This window comes from Acrocarpospora macrocephala, assembly GCF_009687865.1.
In the GTDB taxonomy this organism is placed as follows: Bacteria; Actinomycetota; Actinomycetes; order Streptosporangiales; family Streptosporangiaceae; genus Acrocarpospora; species Acrocarpospora macrocephala.
In genome coordinates this window covers 127,587-146,681 of the sequence record NZ_BLAE01000004.1, presented here as the reverse complement: position 1 = coordinate 146,681, position 19,095 = coordinate 127,587, and the positions used below count along the sequence as shown (strand labels likewise).

Here is a 19,095-nt window from a genome sequence, read left to right as displayed (position 1 = left end):
CGTCACCCGGCCTTCGCGGTGACGAGGCGATCGATCCTGACGGCGGCGGCCTTGAACTCGGCCGTGCCCGCGATCGGGCAGGTGGCCTCGATGGTCAGCGCGTTCGTGTCCACCTCGTCCGGGAAGTGCATGGTCATGAAGACCAGGCCGGGCCGCAGCGCCGGGTCGATGTAGACGGGCGCGACCACGGTCCCGCGCCGCGAGCTGATTCTTACCTCTTCTCCAGCGGTCACGCCCAGCCGGGCCGCGTCCTCGGGAGAGAGCTCGATGTTCTCCCCGCGGCGCAGCGGCGAGGCGAACCCGGAGGACTGCACGCCGGTGTTGTAGGAGTCCAGCCGCCGGCCGGTGGTGAGCCGCAGCGGGTATTCCTCGTCGAGCAGGTCGACCGGGGGAGAGTGCTCCAGCACGGCGAACGGCGCGAGCCGCCCACGTTTGGCCGGGTCGGTCTCCCAGAGCCGGCCGTGCAGGAACGGCGGTTCGAGCGAATCCTCCGACGGGCACGGCCACTGGATGCCCTGCAGGTCGGCCAGCCGCTGGTACGACATGCCCGCATGGGCGGGGGAGAGGCCGCGGACCTCGTTCCACACCTCTTCGGCGCTCTCGTACTGCCAGTCGTGGCCGAGCCTGCGGGCCAGCTCGCACAGGATCCAGATGTCGTCGCGGGCCTCGCCCGGGGGGACCAGCGCCTTGCGCACCCGCTGCACCCGGCGCTCGCTGTTGGTGAAGGTGCCGTCGCTCTCGCACCAGGCCGCCCCGGCCGGCAGCACCACGTCGGCCATCTGCGCCGTCTTGGTGAGGAAGATGTCCTGCACGACCAGGTGGTCGAGCATGCTCAGCCGCTTGATACAGCTCAGCGAGTCGGCCTCCGACTGCACGGGATTCTCACCGATGAGATAGCAGGTGGTGACCTCCCCTTCGGCCATGCCTTCCAGCATCTCGGTCAGATTCCGCCCGTATCGCGGCTGGATGGGCGTCTGCCAGGCGGCCTCGAACCGGGCCCTGACCTCCGGGTCCAGAATGTCCTGGAAACCGGGCAGCCGGTTGGGGATGGCGCCCATGTCGCCGCCGCCCTGCACGTTGTTCTGCCCGCGCAGCGGCGAGAGCCCGGACCCATAACGCCCGACATGCCCGGTGAGCAGCGCCAGGTTGATGAGCGCCCGCACGTTGTCGGTCGCGTTGTGATGCTCGGTGATCCCCAGCGTCCAGCAGAGCTGAGCCCGATCCGCCTGCGCGTAGGTGTGCGCGAGCTCGCGGATCGCGGCGGCGGGGACGCCGGTGACCTGCTCGGCCACGCTCAGCGTCCACGGTTCCACCGAGGCCGCGAACTCGGCGAAGCCCTCGGTGGCCCGCTCGATGAAGACCGTGTTGTGCAGCCCGGCATGGATGATCTCCCGGGCCACCGCGTGCGCCAGCGGGATGTCGGTGCCCACGTTCAGCCCCAGCCACCGGTCGGCCCACTCGGCCGTCCCGGTGCGCCGCGGGTCCACGGCGAACATCCGGGCGCCCTTGCGGATGCCCTTCAACACGTGCTGGAAGAAGATCGGATGCGCGTTCCGCGCCGCCGAGCCCCACATGATGATGACGTCGGCGTCCTCCACCTCCTGGTAGGAGGAGGTTCCGCCGCCGCTGCCGAACGCGGCCGAGAGGCCGGCGACGCTCGGCGCGTGGCAGGTGCGGTTGCACGAGTCCACGTTGTTGGTGCCCATCACCACGCGGGTGAACTTCTGGCCCACATAGTTCATCTCGTTGGTGGAGCGCGCGCACGACAACATGGCGAACGTGTCGGGACCGTGCGCGGCCACGTTGCGCCGGAAGCCCGCGGCGGCCCGGTCGAGCGCCTCCTCCCAGGTCGCCCGGCGCAATTCGCCGTTCTCCCTGACCAGAGGATGGGTCAGCCGATCGTAGTGCTCGGCACGGTTCCTCTTCTTCATGGCCCCAATCCCTTCCAGAATTGTATACAGCCTACGGTATTCGTAGTCACGCCGACGCCACAAGCCTGACCTGCTCATCCAGCAGGTCGGTGACCGCGTGCACGGCGCGCAGCGTGGGCACCGAGGCGCCGGTCAGGTCGGCCAGTTCCACCACGGCGGCCAGCAGCACATCGAGTTCGAGCGGTTTGCCCTTTTCCAGGTCCTGCAGCGTGGAGGTCTTGTGCTCGCCGGCCCGCTCGGCTCCGGCCAGCCGGCGCTCGATGGAGATCCGGGGATCACAGCCGACCCGCCTGGCCACGTCGACCGTCTCGCGCATCATGGTCACGACCACCTCGCGCGTGCTCCGATGCCGGCAGATGCCCGCCATGGTGGCCCGGGTCAGCGCGCTGATCGGGTTGAAGGCGACGTTGCCCATCAGCTTCACCCAGATGTCGTGCCGCAGATCAGCCTCGACCGGGCATTTGAGATCGCCCGCGATCATGGCCTCGCTCAGCTCGACACAGCGCGGCGACAACTCGCCGCTGGGTTCCCCGATCGAGAACCGGGTCCCCTCCAGGTGGCGGATCACGCCGGGTTCCTCGATCTCGGTCGCCGCGTAGACCACGCAGCCGATCGCCCGGTCCAGCGGCAGCGCGGCCGTCACCGCGCCGCCCGGATCCACGCTCTCGATGCGATAACCCTCGTACGGCCCCGGAAGCCGGTGGAAATACCACCACGGGATGCCGTTCTGGGCGGCGACGATCGATGTCGTCTCGTGCAGCAGCGGTTTGATCATTTCTCCGGCCGCGGCGTAGGAGTTGGCCTTCAGGCCCAGGAAGACATGGTCAACCGGCCCTATCTCGCGGGGATCGTCAGTGGTGTTCGGATGGGCGGTGAAGTCCCCGCGCGGGCTGAGCACCCGCACGCCGGACTTCCGCATGACCGCGAGATGCTCCCCGCGGGCGATGAGATGCACCTCGACGCCGGCGCGATGCAGGGCGGCCCCCACATACGCGCCGATGGCGCCGGCGCCAAGAACAGCGACCTTCACAATCAAGCTCCGTTCTCGCGTCGACCGTGCATTCGGTATACAGTATGGAAAGTTTGAAGGTCAAGGAGTCGCCCATGACTGTCGTTTCCGGCGTCCGGCCCGTCCGCACGGATGTGCCCTGGGATCAGGCGCGCCGCGTCGCCTACCGCGCCGCCGCTCCGCTCCCGATCGCCGACCTGCCCTTTTCCGGTGCGTACGGTGGCCGCCTGGCCGAACCGTTGCACGCGCTCATCCCGTTGCCGAGGGATGACGTGGCCGCCATGGACGGCTACGCCGTGGCCGGTCGGCCGCCCTGGCGGGTGGTCGGGCAGGTGCTGGCCGGCGGCCTGCCGCACGGCGGGACGCTGCGGTCCGGCACCGCCGTCGAGATCGGCACCGGCGCCCCGGTCCCGATCGGCGCCGAGGCCGTGTTGCCGTATGAGGCGGCCACCGGCGTCGACGGCGTGGTCATCGGCGAGGTCGAGCCGGGGCGGCACATCCGGCGGCGCGGCGAGGACTGCGCCAGGGGCGAGCCCGTGCTGGCCGCCGGAACCCTGGTCACGCCGGTCGTGCTCGGCCTGGCCGCCGCGCTCGGTCACGATCTCCTCGGCGTGCGGCCGCGGCCGGTCGCCGAGGTCCTGGTCACCGGGGACGAGGTGGTGCCCAGGGGAGTCCCCGGACCCGGCCGGGTCAGGGACGCGGTCGGCCCGATGTTGCCGGGCCTGATCGCCTGGGCGGGCGGGGAGCACTTACCGCCCGTCTACCTGCCCGACGGCGAAACCGTGCTGGCCAGGGCGCTCGCGGATGGGACCGGCGATGTGGTCATCGTGTGCGGAGCCTCCTCCCGGGGGCCCGCCGACCATCTGCGGGACGTGCTTGCGGCGTTCGGGGCGACGGTTCTGATCGACGGCGTGGCGGTTCGTCCCGGGCATCCGCAGCTGCTGGCCCGGCTCCCCGACGAGCGGCTGCTGATCGGGCTGCCGGGCAATCCGTTCGCGGCGCTGGCGGCGGCCCTGACGCTGCTGGCTCCGGTCTTGCGCGCGCTGGCCGGGCGGCCGGAGGCGATGGGCGAGTCCGCCGCGCTGGCCGTGCCGATCAGGTCTCATCCGGCCGACACCCGGCTGGTGGCGGTGCGGCGGTCGGCGCGTGGCGCCGTGCCGACCGGGCATGACCGGCCGGGTTCGCTGCGCGGGCCCGCGCTGGCCGACGCGCTGGCCGTGCTCCCGCCCGGCTGGGACGGCGGCCCGGTCGAGCTGCTGGCTCTGCCGGTGGAGCCGGGTCCGAGCCAGTAGGCCGAAACCTCTGGACATCCCAGGGACAGGAGGGTAACCATGTTCCTCATACGGTATGCAGTATGGCGTAGACATGAAGCAGAACGTCTCCCGGAAGGACGACACAGATGACGGAGCCAGTGCCGCAGGCAGCGGACGCGCCGGAAATGATCTCCGGCGGCCACCTGGTGGCGAAGGCCCTAAAGGCGGAGGGGATCGACGTGATCTTCACGCTCTGCGGCGGCCACATCATCGACATCTACGACGGCTGCGTGGACGAGGGCATCGAGGTCATCGACGTCCGGCACGAGCAGGTGGCCGCGCATGCCGCTGACGGCTACGCGCGGATCACCGGCAAGCCGGGCTGCGCGGTGGTCACGGCCGGCCCCGGCACGACCGACGCGGTGACCGGTGTGGCCAACGCTTTTCGCGCGGAAAGCCCGATGTTGCTCATCGGTGGTCAGGGCGCCCTCAGCCAGCACAAGATGGGCTCGCTGCAGGACCTGCCGCACGTGGACATGATGACCCCCATCACCAAGTTCGCGGCCACGGTCCCGGGCACGGAACGGGTGGCCGACATCGTGTCGATGGCGTTCCGCGAGTGCTACAACGGCGCGCCGGGCCCGTCCTTCCTGGAGATCCCGAGGGATGTGCTGGACGCGAGCGTGCCCTTGGCCAAGGCCCGGATTCCGGAGGCCGGGCGCTACCGCGCGTCCACCCGGCAGGCCGGCGACCCGGAGGCCATCGAGCGCCTGGCCGACCTGCTGGTGCACTCCGAGAAGCCGTGCGTGCTGCTCGGCAGTCAGGTGTGGACGTGCCGGGCCACCGACGACGCGATCGACTTCGTGCGGGCGCTCAACGTCCCGGCGTACATGAACGGCTCCGGCCGCGGCACCCTGCCGCCGGGCGACCCGCACCACTTCCAGCTGTCGCGGCGTTACGCGTTCACCGAGGCCGACCTGATCATCATCGTCGGCACGCCGTTCGACTTCCGGATGGGCTACGGCAAGCGCCTGTCCAAGTCCGCCTCGGTGGTCCAGATCGACCTCGACTACCGCACGGTCGGCAAGAACCGGGACATCGACCTGGGCATCGTCGGCGACGCGGGGCTCATCCTGTCCGCCGCCGCGCAGGCCGCCTCCGGGCGGGTGGACAGCGGCGCGGCCCGGCGCAAGGAATGGCTGGAGGAGCTGCGCGCGGTCGAGATCAAGGCGTATGAGAACCGCCTGTCCCGCCAGCTCTCCGGCGCCCAGCCGATCGACCCCTACCGCCTGGTCCACGAGATCAACGAGTTCCTCACCGAGGACACCATCTACATCGGCGACGGCGGCGACATCGTCACCTTCTCCGGCCAGGTCGTGCAGCCCAAGTCGCCCGGCCACTGGATGGACCCGGGCCCGCTGGGCACCCTCGGCGTCGGCGTCGCGTTCGCCATGGCGGCCAAATACGCGCGCCCCGACAAGGAGGTGCTCTGCCTGTTCGGCGACGGCGCGTTCAGCCTCACCGGCTGGGACTTCGAGACCATGGTCCGCTTCGACCTGCCGTTCATCGGCGTCATCGGCAACAACTCCTCCATGAACCAGATCCGCTACGGCCAGGCCGCCAAGTACGGCAACGCCCGCGGCCGGGTCGGCAACACCCTCGGCGACGTGCGCTACGACGAGTTCGCCCGGATGCTGGGCGGTTACGGCGAGGAGGTCAGGGACCCGGCCGACATCCGGCCCGCGCTGGAGCGTGCCCGCGAGTCCGGCAAGCCCGCGCTGATCAACGTATGGGTCGATCCGGAGGTATACGCCCCCGGAACCATGAACCAGACGATGTACAAGTAGGGGAGGACCGGCATGGGAAAGGCCCTGGAGGGCGTCCGCGTCCTCGACATGACCCACGTGCAGTCCGGCCCGTCCTGCACCCAGCTGCTCGGCTGGCTCGGCGCCGACGTCGTCAAGCTGGAGGCGCCCACCGGCGACATCACCCGGCAGCAGCTGCGTGACCTGCCCGGCGTGGACAGCCTCTACTTCACGATGCTCAACTGCAACAAGCGCAGCATCACGCTCAACATGAAGAGCGCGCGCGGCAAGGAGCTGTTCACCGGCCTGGTCAAGGAGGCCGACATCCTGGTCGAGAACTTCGGCCCCGGAGCCGTCGACCGGATGGGCTTCACCTGGGAGCGGCTGCAGGAACTCAACCCCCGCCTGGTGTACGCGTCGATCAAGGGCTTCGGCCCGGGGCGGTATGCCGACTTCAAGGCATATGAGGTGATCGCCCAGGCGATGGGCGGCTCGATGTCCACCACCGGCTTCGAAGACGGCCCGCCGCTGGCCACCGCCGCCCAGATCGGCGACTCCGGCACCGGCGTGCACGCCGTGGCCGGCATCCTGGCCGCCCTCTACCAGCGCGGCCAGACCGGCCGGGGCCAGCGGGTCCAGGTCGCCATGCAGCACGCCGTGCTCAACCTGTGCCGGGTCAAGCTGCGCGACCAGCAGCGGCTGGCGCACGGCCCGCTCCGGGAGTATCCGAACGAGCTGTTCGGCAATGAGGTCCCCCGGTCGGGCAACGCCTCCGGCGGCGGCCAGCCGGGCTGGGCGGTGCGCTGCGCCCCCGGCGGGCCGAACGACTACATCTACGTGATCGTGCAACCCGTCGGCTGGCGCCCGCTGTCGGCGATCATCGGCCGCCCCGAGCTGGCCGAGGACCCCGAGTGGGCCACGCCGGAGGCCCGGCTGCCCAAGCTCGACAAGATGTTCCAGCTCATCGAGGAATGGAGTATCCAGCACGACAAGTGGGCGGTGCTGGACCGGCTGAACGCGGAGAACATCCCGTGCGGCCCGATCCTGTCGACCCGCGAACTGGTCGAGGACGAATCGCTGCGCGAAGAAGGCGCGGTGATCACCGTCGATCACCCCGAGCGCGGCTCCTTCGTCACCGTCGGCAGCCCGCTCCACCTCTCCGACTCCCCGGTCGAGGTGACCACGCCGCCCCTGCTCGGCGAGCACAACCAGGAGATCTACGCCGGGCTCGGCGTCACCGCCGACGAGCTGGCCCAGCTGAAGAGAGACGGAGTTGTCTGAGATGTCGAATGAGGTCGGAGAGATCCTGGAGAAGGCCAGGGCCGAGGGCCGGCTCGCGTTGACCGCTCCCGAGGGCAAACGCATCTGCGACGCGTACGGGATCGCCACCCCCGGCGAGGGACTGGCCACCTCGGCCGACGAGGCCGTCGCGCTGGCCGCCGAGATCGGCTTCCCGGTCGTGTTGAAGATCGTCTCCCCGGACATCCTGCACAAGACCGAGGCCGGCGGCGTGCTCGTTGGCCTGGCCACCCCCGACGCGGTCCGATCCGGCTACGACCAGATCATGGCCGCCGCGCACGCGTACGACCCGAACGCCGCCATTGACGGCGTGCAGGTCCAGCAGATGGTCGGCGGCGGCTACGAAGTGATCATCGGCGCGGTGACCGACCCGACGTTCGGCAAGGTGGTGGCTTTCGGCCTGGGCGGCGTCCTGGTCGAGGTCCTGAAGGATGTGACCTTCCGGCTTGCCCCGCTTTCAGGCGATGATGCACTCGGGATGCTCGATGACATCAGAGCGGCGGAAGTGCTGCGGGGTGCGCGGGGGGCCGAGCCGGCCGACCGCGAGGCGCTCGCGGGCATGATCGAGCGCGTCGGCGCCCTCGTCGCCGACCACCCCGAGATCGCCGAAGTCGACCTCAACCCCGTCTTCGCCTCGGCGAACGGCGCGGTCGCCGCCGACGTGCGCATCCTGCTCGCCGCCGAACCCGCCGTAGAGCCGGTCCGGCTGTCGCGGGAGGAGATCCTCGCCTCGATGAAACGCATCTTCAAACCGCGCGCGGTGGCCGTCATCGGCGCCTCCGCGGAGACCGGGAAGATCGGCAACTCGGTGATGCGGAACCTCATCAACGGCGGCTACCAGGGCCGGATCTATCCGATCAACCCGAAAGCCACCGAGATCCTGGGGTTACCGGCCTATCCGAACATGGCGGCCGTGCCCGGCGAGGTGGACGTGGCCGTGTTCGCCATCCCCGCCCAGTTCGTGGCCGGGGCGCTGGAGGACGCGGGCGTCAAGGGCGTGGCCGGAGCCATCATGATCCCGTCCGGGTTCGCCGAGACCGGCAACGTCGAAGGCCAGCAGGAGATCGTGGAGATCGCCCGGCGGCACGGTGTCCGCATGCTGGGCCCCAACATCTACGGGTACTACTACACTCCGGAAAACCTGTGCGCGACCTTCTGCACGCCGTATGACGTGCGCGGCAGCGTGGCGCTGACGTCGCAGAGCGGCGGCATCGGAATGGCCATCCTCGGCTTCAGCCGGAGCACCCGGATGGGCGTGTCGGCGATCGTCGGCGTCGGCAACAAGGCCGACGTGGACGAGGACGATCTGCTCACCTTCTTCGAGCAGGACGACAACACCCGCCTCGTGGCCATGCACCTGGAGGATCTCAAGGACGGGCGCGGCTTCGTGGAGGCCGCGCGCCGGATGGTGAAGACCAAACCGGTGATCGTGCTGAAGGCCGGGCGGACCGCCATGGGCGCCCGTGCCGCCGGATCCCACACCGGCGCGCTGGCCGGCGACGACAAGGTCTACGACGACATCCTGCGGCAGGCGGGCGTGGTCCGCGCCCCCGGGCTGAACGAGATGCTGGAATACGCCAGGTCGCTGCCGCTCATGCCCACGCCGAAGGGCGAGAACGTCGTCATCATCACCGGCGCCGGCGGGTCCGGCGTGCTGCTCTCCGACGCGTGCGTGGACAACGGGCTCACCTTGATGGAGATCCCGCCCGACCTGGACGAGGCGTTCCGGGCCTACATCCCGCCGTTCGGAGCGGCGGGCAACCCGATCGACATCACGGGCGGCGAGCCGCCCAGCACATACGAGAACACCCTCAGGCTCGGCTTGACCGATCCCCGGATCCACGCCCTGGTGCTCGGCTACTGGCACACCATCGTCACCCCGCCGATGGTCTTCGCCGAGCTGGTCTCCAAGGTCGTGGCCGAGGAACGGGCCAAGGGCAACGACAAGCCGGTGGTGGCGTCGCTGGCCGGTGACGTCGAAGTCGAGGAGGCGTGCGAATACCTCTTCGACCACGGCGTCATCGCCTATCCGTACACCACGGAGCGACCGGTGGCGGTGCTCGGCGCGAAGTATCGCTGGGCCCGCGCGGCCGGCCTGCTGAGCGGCTGAGCGCGGGCGGGGGGTCGCACCACAGCGAGGGGGCGAATCGGGGATAGGCGGGACCAATCAAAACTCCCGAGGAGGTCCATACGTGGACACGTCAAGAACACCGGCGACCGAGCACACGGCTGCCCCAGCGGATCAAGAAGAACGAGTATGGCGGGCGGGCAAACTGGAGCCGATGCCCATCCGCACGCTGCCCGACGCGCCCCCGTCGGTGCACATCCTCGGGCCCACCGTGTTCCTCGTCGCGCTCGGCGTGGGCATGGGCGAGTCCTACATGTGGCCCCGGCTGGTCCTGCTCTTCGGGCCGGAGATCAGATGGCTGTTCCTGATCGGCGTCACCCTCCAGGCCGTCGTCATGCTGGAGATGGCGCGGTATGCGATGGCCACCGGAGAGAGCATCTTCTTCGGCGCCGCCCGGGTCTTCAAGCCACTGATGTGGTTCTTCTTCGTCGCCGCCATCCTGGTCTACATCTGGCCAGGCCACCTGTCGGCGGGCGCGGCGGCGTTCGAAGAGATAACAGGAATTCCATGGACGGTCACGGCCGTGGTCGGATTACTCCTGGTCGGGGTTGTTTTCAGCCTGGCCAAAGTGATCTACAGCTTCCTGGAGAGCGTGCTGTCGGTCCTGATCGGCACGCTCGTGGTGAGCACCGCGGTCGTGGCGGCCATGGTCGGCACCTGGAGTGACGTGGTGAACACCATCACCGGCATGTTCTCCTTCGGCTACCTGCCGTCGGAAGCCATGTCGGCGGCCTGGTTCCCCGTCATCGTGGGCTCCATCGCCTTCGCCGGTCCCTCGGGCATGCAGCAGATGTGGTACACGCTGCATCTGCGCGACTCCGGCGCCGGTATGGGCGCGCACATCCCGCAGATCCGCGGTCTCCGGCACGCCGGCGAAGAAGAGGCCATGCCGTCGCGCGGCTTCATGTTCGACACCGAGAACCCGGAGGAGATGCGCAAGTGGAGGGGCTGGCGGCGCTGGGTCACCTTTGACGCGCTGCTGCTCTTCTGGGGCATCACGATGCTGGTGACGATCTCGTTCACCGTGATCGCCCAGGCCGCGGCCAGGAACACCCCCGGGGTCAAGGACGTGATCGAGAACGGTGAGCGGGGAGCCGCGCTCACCGCGATGGCCGACTCCTTCGCCTCGGCGGGCAGCTCCATCCTGGGCGGGGTCTTCCTCGGCTTCATCGCGCTGATCGGGCTGAACGCCACCCTCGGCCTGTTCGACTCGTTCTCGCGCGGTCAGGCCGACATGACCTACCACTTCGTCCGCGGCGCCAAGCGGCTGCGCATGTCGCACCTCTACGCCGCGTTCCTGTGGGGCGTCATCGCCTTCGGCATCCTCATCCTGCTGTTCGGTCCCGCGGACGGGCCCAGTGGCATCCTCGACACGCTGGCGTTCCTGTCAACGTTCGCGATGGGCGCCTACTGCGTCACACTTCTGCTGGTGAACAACCGGATGCTGCCCAAACCCATCCGGCCCAAGATCTGGACGAACGTGATCATCGGCTTCGGCGCGGTGTTCTATCTCGGCATGCTGCTCTACAGCCTGTTCGCGTTCGGCGTGGTAGTGGGCTGACATGGCGCCTGGACGATCATTCGGACGACACTACGCGGAGCTCGCGATCCCGGGGCTGTCGATCGGAGTCGTCGCCGGCGCCATGGCCGGTGGGCTGACCCTCCTCGCGGGGCAGTCCACCGGCTGGGCCGCCGTCTCGGCGCTCGCCCTGGCCCTGCCGCTCGGCCTGTTCGGCGGGGCGTACGGCACGCTGCTCGGCCCCCGCCTCCTCGGCGGCAGGGTCAGCGGCCTGTTCCGGCCCGGCGTCTTCGCCCCGGCCGGGGTCTTCTGGCTCATCGCCTTCCCGCTGTCCCGGCTGTTCCAGGAGACGGCCGCGGGTCTCGTCCTGCACGGGGAGGTGTTCCTGTCCGGCGGTCTGGGCGGCTTCCTCGCCTACCAGGCCATGGTCAGTCTCGGCTTCGCCATCGGGTTCCTCTGGCTGCACGAGCGCTTCATGCCGCAGTGGCTGATGCGCTTGACCGACCACAACCCCGAGGCGGCCCTGCTGCTGCGGCGGTATGTCGAGCACGCCGAAACGTTGTCGCGCGCCCGTGACCGGCGGCGGGCCAAGACGAAGAAAGGAGCTCGATGAACCTGCCCATCTGGGTGTGGCTCACCACGATCGGCGTCTTCGCCCTGGTACTGGCCTTCGACTTCTATCTGGTCGCGCGCAACCCGCGCGAGCCGTCCTTCCGCGAATGCACGTGGTGGGTGCTCTTCTACGTGGCGCTCGCGGCGGCGTTCGGCGGCGGGTTGCTGCTCGTGGCCGGGCCCGCCCGAGGCGGCGAGTTCTTCGCCGGATGGATTACCGAGTATTCGCTCAGCATGGACAACCTGTTCGTCTTCCTTCTGATCATGAGCCGGTTCTCGGTGCCCCGGCTGTACCGGCAGAAGGTGCTGCTGGTCGGCATCGTGATCGCGCTGTTGATGCGCGGTCTGTTCATCGCGGCCGGAGCCGAGGCCGTGGCCAGGTTCGACTGGTTGTTCTATGTGTTCGGCGCGTTCCTGGTCTATACGGCGTGGAAGCTCATCGGACATGAGGAGGAGGAAGCCGAGTTCTCGGAGAACATCGCGATCCGTGCGGTACGGCGGGTGCTGCCCGCCACCGACGTCTACCACGGGGCGCGACTCACCGTTCAGGTCGCCGGCCGCCGGCTGGTCACGCCGATGCTCATCGTCATGGTGGCCATCGGGACGACGGACCTGCTGTTCGCCCTGGACTCGATTCCGGCGATCTTCGGATTGACCCGGGAGCCGTATCTGGTGTTCACGGCCAACGTGTTCGCGCTGATGGGTCTGCGCCAGCTGTTCTTCCTGATCGGTGGCCTGCTGGACCGCCTGATCTACCTCAGCAAGGGCCTGTCGATCGTGCTCGCCTTCATCGGCGTCAAGCTCATCCTGGAAGCCCTGCACCACGACGGCGTCTCCTGGGCGCCCGAAGTCCCGATCCTGGTCTCCCTGGGCGTCATCATCGGCACTCTGGTCCTGACCACGATCGCCAGCCTCATCAAATCCCGCTCCGACACTCGCCGCGCGGCCGCCCAAATCCAACGCGAACCCGCGGAAGTCGACAACTAACCCCACAGGGCCAAGAGCAGGCCGGCGCCGTAACCCCAGCCAACCTCTCCTGAAACCCTCCACCCACCTACTCTCCTGAACCCGCATCCACCTACTCTCCTGAACCCGCATCCACCTACTCTCCTGAACCCGCATCCACCTACTCTCCTGAACCCGCATCCACCTACTCTCCTGAACCCGCATCCACCCACCCAGGCGGGCGGCCCTCCCCGGACCGCCCGCCAACCCTTTCCGCTTCACAATCCAGTCATTCAACAAAGCCCACGCAAAAGACCCCCATCTCACAAATTGGGATCGCCTAGCCTTTCCCAAAGCGCCCTCCGGGGTGTCGTGGTTGCCTTCCAAGCCAAGGGGTCACCGTCCGAACAAAGCTTGGTGAGCCGTCATGGTCGCCTTTCTAAGCTTCACGGGTGCCAAGGTCGCCTTTTCAACGGCCAAGGTCGCCTTCTAAGCTTCGGGGGTGCCAATTTCGCCTTTCCAAAGGGCTTGGCGGGGTCGCCAGGATCGCATTTCAATAGCTTCGCGGATACCGAGTCGCGTTCCCAAAGGCGCTTCCGGGAACGCGAAGGGTCACTACGTCAAGATCTCCTGGAACGCCAAGAGGTCATCAGCGAATCAGAGTGCCCACAGCAGCGCCTCGGCGGTGATTCAGGAGCGCCAAGAATTCCAAGCAGTGCCTCGGTGGAGTTCCAGGGGTGCCAGGAATTCCAAGCAGCGCCTGATGGACTTCCAGGAGTGCTAAGGATTCCAACAAGATGCCGTCGCCACTCTTGGCGCTGGTGTGGTGAGAACCGTCACCGGCGTGATCGGCGCCGGATAGCGGAGAGCAAGTCGGTGAACTGCTCGTTCTGTTGGACCTCGGCGTCGATTTGACGGTGAGGTCCGGCTGGTCTTGGAGTCGAAGTCCCTTGGCGGCCGGGTGCCCTGTGCCGGGCTACTGACGGATCCGGGCCTGGAGGGATTCGCTTGGGGGAGCCGGTGGGGGACGCTCGCGGAGGCCGCGGCGGGCATTGGTCCGGCTCTGCCCCTGGTGGTCAGATCTGGGTGTTTAGATCTGGTGTCTGGATTTGGGTGCTCGGTTCTACGTGCTCGGTTCTGGTGCTCGGTTGTGGGTGTTTGGTGCTAGATGGTCGGTTGATGGGTTCGCTCGATGGTGCTCGCTTGATGGTGCTCGGATTAGCGTGGGTGGTGGTCGCCGGAGCGATCGGCGGGAGTGGTGGTGGGGTGTTGTTCGGTAGCCCAGCGGCGCAGATGCTGATCGGCGTCGTGGGCGGAGTAGTAGTTACGCATCGCGGTCGCCAGGCCCAGGCCAAATGGGCCACCGTCGGCAGTGCCGCTGTCGGGTCTGTCGCGGAGATTGCGGAGCCGGTGCAGAAACGCCTTCATGGAGGTCACCTCCTTTCCGTTCCATCCTCCACCCGGCGTGTTTCAGGGAAACGGGCGGCCGATGAAAGGCGTGTCAACTTGTGGCGGCTGCACGCGGCCGGCGACGCCGGACCGGTGCGGACACGCTTTCCTCGCCCTGGCTGGCCCGCTGCTCCAGGTAGGAATGCCGGGTGTGCTCGGTGTGCCGGCGCATGATCTCGGCGGCCTGGTCCTCGTCGCCGTCCGCGATCGCGTCGATCAGCGCGGTGTGCTCGTCCCAGGACGCCCGTCCACGCTGCCGGGCGACCGGCGTGTGATACCACCGCACCCGCCGGGCGACCTGCGAGGTCAGCTCGGCGAGGACCTGGTTGCCGGACAGTGAGGTCACCGCGGCGTGCAGGTCGGAGTTGGCGGCCACCGAGCCGTCCACATCGTCGGCTTCGAACGCGGCCAGGCCACGGGCGCACAACATGCGCAGGTGTGCCACTCCCGGTTCGTCCGAGTTGCGCGCGGCCAGGCGGGCGGACTCGGTCTCCAGCAGGGTGCGCACCGCCAGCAGTTGGTCGGCCTCCGCGACGGTCGGCGCGTGCACGAACGCGCCGTGGCCGGGACGCAGATCCACCCACCCTTCCCCGCTGAGCAGCTGGAGCGCCTCGCGCACGGGCTGGCGTGAGACCCCGAGGATGTCGGCCAGCTCGTTCTCGACCAGATGCTGGCCGGGTTCCAGATTCCCGACGATGATCAACTCAAGAATCGCTTCGAACACACTTTCCCTGAGCGTCGTGGGCCGGGCGATCTTCGCAGTGGCTCCCTGGTTCGCGAGCATTCGTTCTCAACTCCAGAATGGACGGCATTTTCGCCGAAAGTCTGACGTCTAAATGTTTGTCGTCGACTGCCTACAGCATACATTCTTGTTACTACGGCCTATGGTGAGGCCCAAGGTGAGATCGATCACAGCACTCTGATGGGGAGGGTCGCGGGCAATCCGGGCCTGCGTAACAGCCCGCACAGCCCCACTGCGACGATCGACAGAGCGGCCGCGGCGAGGAACGCCGCCACGATGTCCATCGATCCCCAGATCGCGAGACCCACCCCAACGGATCCCGCGACGGCCTTGGCGGAGTAGACCACACCATGAATGCCCGACATGCGTTCATCGCCGAAATATTCCCGGACCAATGACGCGATCAGCGGATAACACGCCCCGCTTCCGATCCCGGCGAGGATCACCCCCGCCAGGGCCAGCAGCCCCGCACCGAGCCCGGCACCCGCTGCTCCCATCTCAGCTCCAACCTGGACTGCGGCATGGACCCCCGCATGGGCTCCGGCACCCTCGATCTGGATCGCGGCCTGGACTCCGGCTTGGACCGCATCCCCGACTCCGGCTTGGACCGCATGCGGGACGCCGGCTTGGAGTGCATGCGGGACGTCGGCTTGGATCGCATCCGCGACTCCGGCTTGGACCGCATGCGGGACGTCGGCTTGGAGTGCATGCGGGACTCCGGCTTGGATCGCATCCGCGACTCCGGCTTGGACCGCATGCGGGACGTCGGCTTGGAGTGCATGCGGGACTCCGGCTTGGATCGCATCCGCGACTCCGGCTTGGACCGCATGCGGGACGTCGGCTTGGATCGCATCCGCGACTCCAGCTTGGACCGCATGCGGGACGCCAGCTTGGACCGCATGCGCGACTCCGGTTTGGATCGCATCTTGGACTCCGGCCTGGGTTTCGATCTGGGCTCCGGCCTGAGTTCCGAGCTGAGCCCCGAGTTCGGCTCCGAGTGGGGCTTCGGTCCGCGTGGCCAGTCCAGCCAGGGCGAGCAGTGCCTGTCCCGCGCCCAGTGACAGGAGCACCAGCGACAGGACCCGGGGTCGGCCGAACCTTTCCGCGAGCAGGACGGCGGCGGACCGTCCCGAACCGTTCAGCAGCAACATCAGGGCGATGAACGCGGCCATGATCGGGCCTACGGCGTCCAGGGCGATCGCCATGGCGATCACGTTGAAGATCCCGATCGCCCCCGCGACCACCAGGATCAACGCAAGCACGGCCAGGCACCGGGTTCGGGCCGCTTCGCCGAGCGAGAACTGCCGCGCCGCCCGGGGCTGCCGGTGGAGGACCGATCGGTCCAGCGCCCAGGCGCGCGGATCGACCTCCGGCGGCCACCACAATGACGGCGGCGTGCGCAGCAGCGAGGCCGCCGCCGTGACGACGATCACGGCCACCCCCGACGCCACCAGGAACGCCGGGCCGAGCAGGTCATGGTCGAGGCCGACGGCCACGGCCAGCGGAATCGTCCCGTACGCGAAAGCGCCGGTCACGACGCTGACCCTGATGGCCGGGCGATCCGGGTACCACCGGGCGACCGTCTGGGTGCAGGCGCCGTACACCAAACCCGCTCCGATGCCGCCGAGCAGGCCGTATCCGACGATGAGGGCGGTGGGCACGGGCAGGCCGGAGAGGGCCGGGGGGTGGCCGACGGCGGCGACGGTGAGCAGGGCCGCGCCGGACAGGAGCGCGCCGAGGCGGAGCGCTGAGCGGGCTTGGAGCCGGCCGCGGGAGAGCAGGATCGCGGTGGCGAGGGCGGTGATCGCCTGGCAGGCCAGCCAGACGGCGAGCGGGATGAGCGTGCTCGCCAGGGGTAACCCCTGGGCCGTGGCGAGTTGCGGGGAGATGGCGGCGTAGCCGTACTGCATGGGGGCGATGGCCGCCATGGCCGCGCAGGCCGACCACAACATCCACGTGCGGGGACGGCTGAGCAGTTCGGTGGCGGAGGGGCCGACGAGGTAGGTCCTGCCCCGCCAGTCGCGGACCTCGATTGCATTCTGCATACTGTATGGCATATCCCAGGTACCAGTTCCCTGTCCAGGGCTGGACGAGGCACATGCCATACGGTATACCGTCTACAGGAACCGGTTGAGGAGGGCTCTATGGATCTGTACGAGCATCAGGCGAAGGAGCTGTTCGCCCGGCACGGAGTCCCGATCCCCGGGGGTGCGGTGGCGACCACGCCGGCGGAGGCGGGTGCCATCGCCACCGAGCTGGCGATGCCGGTGGTCGTGAAGGCGCAGGTCAAGGTCGGGGGGCGGGGTAAGGCGGGCGGCATCAAGGTCGCGCCGGGCCCGGCTACGGCCGAAGAGGAGGCGCGCGCGATCCTCGGGATGGACATTAAGGGGCATATCGCCCATAGCGTGCTGGTCGAACCGGCCACCGTGCTCGTGGAGGAGTATTACGCGGCGTTCCTCGTCGACCGTGCCAACGGCGCGTTCCTCGCGATGGCCTCCGCCCAGGGCGGCATGGACATCGAGGAGGTCGCGGCCACCAGCCCGGAAGCCTTGGTGCGGCTGCCGATCGACCCGCTGACCGGAGTCGATCAGCGGACGGCGCGGCTGATCGCCGAGCGGGCCCAGCTACCGGAGGAGATCCACGCGGAAATCGCCGATGTCCTGGTCCGGCTCTGGCGGGTCATGGTCGAGGAGGACGCGGTTCTCGTCGAGGTCAACCCCCTGGCCCGCACGGCCGACGGCCGCGTGATCGCCCTTGACGGCAAGGTCACCCTCGACGAGAACGCCTCCTTCCGCCATCCGGCCGGGGATGCCGATCCCGGCCACGGTGACGACCTCGAGAGCCGGGCCAAGGCCAAAGGGCTCAACTACGTGAAGCTCGACGGCGAGGTCGGAGTGATCGGGAACGGCGCCGGGCTGGTCATGAGCACGCTCGACGTCGTCGCCCAGGCGGGTGCCCGGCCCGCGAACTTCCTGGACATCGGCGGCGGGGCGTCCGCCCAGATCATGGCCGATGGGCTGGGGATCATCCTGTCCGACCCGGACGTGAAGTCGGTCCTGGTCAACGTGTTCGGCGGGATCACCGCCTGTGACGCGGTCGCGGACGGGATCGTCGCCGCGCTGGACTCGCTGGGGGAACGCGGCCACGGGCACCCGATCGTCGTCCGGCTGGACGGCAACAACGCGGAGGCCGGCCGGCTGATTCTGAGCCGGGCCGCGCATCCCTCCGTCCGGCAGGTCCCGACCATGGACGGCGCCGCCGAAGAGGCGGCCCGGCTGACCCGTTCGGCTGCGTGAGGAGCGGTAAAGATGGCGATCTTCCTGACCAAAGACAGCAGAGTGCTCGTTCAGGGCATGACCGGCGCCGAGGGAACCCGGCACACGACCCGCATGGTGGCCGCCGGGACCACCGTGGTGGCCGGGGTCACCCCGGGCAAGGGCGGCTCCACCCATCAGGGCATCCCGGTGTTCTCCGGCGTGGGCGAGGCGATGGAGGCGACGGGCGCGGACGTCTCGGTGGTCTTCGTGCCGCCCAGGTTCGCCAAGGGCGCGGTGCTTGAGGCGGTCGACGCGGGCATCGGGCTCTGCGTGGTCATCACCGAGGGCGTGCCCGTGCATGACACGCTGACCTTCCTCGCCCGGGCCCGCGCTTCCGGCCGGACCAGGATCATCGGCCCGAACTGTCCCGGGCTCATCACCCCGGGCTTCTCGAACGCCGGGATCATCCCGGCCGACATCACCACGCCCGGTCGCATCGGCCTGGTTTCCAAGTCCGGCACGCTGACCTACCAGCTCATGTACGAGCTGCGCGACTTCGGCTTCTCCACCGCCGTGGGCATCGGGGGCGACCCGGTGATCGGGACCACCCACATCGACGCGCTCCAGGCCTTCCAGGAGGACCCGGGCACCGACGCCATCGTGATGATCGGCGAGATCGGGGGCGACGCCGAGGAACGCGCCGCCGCCTACATCGAGCAGCACGTCTCCAAGCCGGTCGTGGCCTACGTGGCGGGCTTCACCGCCCCGGAGGGCAAGACTATGGGCCACGCGGGCGCGATCGTCTCCGGCTCGGCCGGAACCGCCCAGGCCAAGAAGGAAGCCCTGGAGAAGGTCGGCGTCCGCGTCGGCAAGACCCCTAGCGAAACCGCCCGCCTCATGCGATCCCTGCTGGAGAGCTCATGATTTCGCGCCGAATCAGGAGAAGCCCGTTCGTGGGTGTGGGCGGTGTGGACGCGATCTCAGCCGTGGCGCTCTTGCGCCGAAGCGGGTGGAGGGCTGTTGGCCGGGGTGGCGGTAGTGACGCGGCTCTGGTTGGAGCGCTCGTCACCTCGGGCCGAAGCGGGAGGAACTCGTTCGTGGGGGTGGGTGGTGTGGACGCGATCTCAGCCGTAGCGGGCTTGCGCC

The 19,095-nt window shown here is 68.8% G+C and carries 14 protein-coding genes; 9 read left to right on the top strand and 5 right to left on the bottom strand.

Annotated elements, in window-relative coordinates:
- Positions 1 to 2 precede the first annotated feature (2 nt).
- Together Amac_RS02230 and Amac_RS02225 are read right to left on the bottom strand one after the other, a co-directional pair.
- Positions 3 to 1,931 carry a molybdopterin oxidoreductase family protein gene (locus Amac_RS02230; RefSeq protein ID WP_155352579.1) on the bottom strand — a complete coding sequence of 643 codons (1,929 nt, stop codon included), beginning with the start codon at positions 1,929 to 1,931 and terminating at the stop codon, positions 3 to 5.
- Between the two features lie 46 nt (positions 1,932 to 1,977).
- On the bottom strand, positions 1,978 to 2,961 hold the full coding sequence (locus Amac_RS02225) for a 2-dehydropantoate 2-reductase (RefSeq protein ID WP_155352578.1): 984 nt from the start codon (positions 2,959 to 2,961) through the stop codon (positions 1,978 to 1,980).
- 74 nt (positions 2,962 to 3,035) lie between these two features.
- Between Amac_RS02225 and Amac_RS02220 the strand changes: the two genes are divergently transcribed.
- The 7 genes from Amac_RS02220 (at position 3,036) to Amac_RS02190 (ending at position 12,543) form a co-directional block, all read left to right on the top strand.
- Entirely contained in the window at positions 3,036 to 4,232 is a 1,197-nt protein-coding gene (locus Amac_RS02220) for a molybdopterin molybdotransferase MoeA (protein WP_155352577.1), read from the top strand.
- A gap of 107 nt (positions 4,233 to 4,339) precedes the next feature.
- On the top strand, positions 4,340 to 6,040 hold the full coding sequence (locus Amac_RS02215; protein WP_155352576.1) for a thiamine pyrophosphate-binding protein: 1,701 nt from the start codon (positions 4,340 to 4,342) through the stop codon (positions 6,038 to 6,040).
- Positions 6,041 to 6,052: 12 nt separating this feature from the next.
- The gene (gene frc / locus Amac_RS02210) at positions 6,053 to 7,279 is read left to right on the top strand and encodes a formyl-CoA transferase (protein WP_155352575.1); all 1,227 of its coding nucleotides are present in this window, start codon (positions 6,053 to 6,055) and stop codon (positions 7,277 to 7,279) included.
- A gap of 1 nt (position 7,280) precedes the next feature.
- A complete protein-coding gene (locus Amac_RS02205) occupies positions 7,281 to 9,407 on the top strand; it encodes an acetate--CoA ligase family protein (protein ID WP_155352574.1) in 2,127 nt (708 codons plus the stop codon).
- A gap of 172 nt (positions 9,408 to 9,579) precedes the next feature.
- Entirely contained in the window at positions 9,580 to 10,986 is a 1,407-nt protein-coding gene (locus Amac_RS02200) for an Nramp family divalent metal transporter (RefSeq protein WP_155352573.1), read from the top strand.
- Position 10,987: 1 nt separating this feature from the next.
- Complete coding sequence (locus Amac_RS02195; RefSeq protein ID WP_155352572.1) at positions 10,988 to 11,557, top strand: hypothetical protein; 570 nt, start codon at positions 10,988 to 10,990, stop codon at positions 11,555 to 11,557.
- Complete coding sequence (locus Amac_RS02190) at positions 11,554 to 12,543, top strand: TerC family protein (protein ID WP_155352571.1); 990 nt, start codon at positions 11,554 to 11,556, stop codon at positions 12,541 to 12,543. Before Amac_RS02195 ends, Amac_RS02190 begins: the two co-directional genes overlap by 4 nt.
- A gap of 1,176 nt (positions 12,544 to 13,719) precedes the next feature.
- Here Amac_RS02190 and Amac_RS02185 read toward each other — a convergent pair.
- The 3 genes from Amac_RS02185 to Amac_RS02175 form a co-directional block, all read right to left on the bottom strand.
- Positions 13,720 to 13,929 (bottom strand): hypothetical protein, encoded by a 210-nt coding sequence (locus Amac_RS02185; protein WP_155352570.1) that lies wholly within the window; start codon positions 13,927 to 13,929, stop codon positions 13,720 to 13,722.
- Positions 13,930 to 14,002: 73 nt separating this feature from the next.
- A complete protein-coding gene (locus tag Amac_RS02180; protein ID WP_155352569.1) occupies positions 14,003 to 14,734 on the bottom strand; it encodes a GntR family transcriptional regulator in 732 nt (243 codons plus the stop codon).
- Between the two features lie 125 nt (positions 14,735 to 14,859).
- On the bottom strand, positions 14,860 to 16,737 hold the full coding sequence (locus Amac_RS02175; protein ID WP_155352568.1) for an MFS transporter: 1,878 nt from the start codon (positions 16,735 to 16,737) through the stop codon (positions 14,860 to 14,862).
- A gap of 99 nt (positions 16,738 to 16,836) precedes the next feature.
- On the opposite strand from Amac_RS02175, the gene sucC reads away from it, so the two are divergent.
- Together sucC and sucD are read left to right on the top strand one after the other, a co-directional pair.
- Entirely contained in the window at positions 16,837 to 17,988 is a 1,152-nt protein-coding gene (gene sucC, locus Amac_RS02170) for an ADP-forming succinate--CoA ligase subunit beta (RefSeq protein ID WP_155352567.1), read from the top strand.
- Between the two features lie 12 nt (positions 17,989 to 18,000).
- Complete coding sequence (sucD, locus tag Amac_RS02165; protein WP_155352566.1) at positions 18,001 to 18,873, top strand: succinate--CoA ligase subunit alpha; 873 nt, start codon at positions 18,001 to 18,003, stop codon at positions 18,871 to 18,873.
- Positions 18,874 to 19,095: the final 222 nt, after the last annotated feature.

Excerpts from the sequence above, each read along its gene's own strand:
- Amac_RS02230 (WP_155352579.1), bottom strand. The coding sequence starts at position 1,931 with ATGAAGAAGAGGAACCGTGCCGAGCACTACGATCGGCTGACCCATCCT.
- Amac_RS02220 (WP_155352577.1), top strand. The coding sequence starts at position 3,036 with ATGACTGTCGTTTCCGGCGTCCGGCCCGTCCGCACGGATGTGCCCTGG.
- Amac_RS02215 (WP_155352576.1), top strand. The coding sequence starts at position 4,340 with ATGACGGAGCCAGTGCCGCAGGCAGCGGACGCGCCGGAAATGATCTCC.
- frc (WP_155352575.1), top strand. The coding sequence starts at position 6,053 with ATGGGAAAGGCCCTGGAGGGCGTCCGCGTCCTCGACATGACCCACGTG.
- Amac_RS02205 (WP_155352574.1), top strand. The coding sequence starts at position 7,281 with ATGTCGAATGAGGTCGGAGAGATCCTGGAGAAGGCCAGGGCCGAGGGC.
- Amac_RS02200 (WP_155352573.1), top strand. The coding sequence starts at position 9,580 with ATGCCCATCCGCACGCTGCCCGACGCGCCCCCGTCGGTGCACATCCTC.
- Amac_RS02195 (WP_155352572.1), top strand. The coding sequence starts at position 10,988 with ATGGCGCCTGGACGATCATTCGGACGACACTACGCGGAGCTCGCGATC.
- Amac_RS02190 (WP_155352571.1), top strand. The coding sequence starts at position 11,554 with ATGAACCTGCCCATCTGGGTGTGGCTCACCACGATCGGCGTCTTCGCC.
- Amac_RS02185 (WP_155352570.1), bottom strand. The coding sequence starts at position 13,929 with ATGAAGGCGTTTCTGCACCGGCTCCGCAATCTCCGCGACAGACCCGAC.
- Amac_RS02180 (WP_155352569.1), bottom strand. The coding sequence starts at position 14,734 with ATGCTCGCGAACCAGGGAGCCACTGCGAAGATCGCCCGGCCCACGACG.
- Amac_RS02175 (WP_155352568.1), bottom strand. The coding sequence starts at position 16,737 with ATGCAGAATGCAATCGAGGTCCGCGACTGGCGGGGCAGGACCTACCTC.
- sucC (WP_155352567.1), top strand. The coding sequence starts at position 16,837 with ATGGATCTGTACGAGCATCAGGCGAAGGAGCTGTTCGCCCGGCACGGA.
- sucD (WP_155352566.1), top strand. The coding sequence starts at position 18,001 with ATGGCGATCTTCCTGACCAAAGACAGCAGAGTGCTCGTTCAGGGCATG.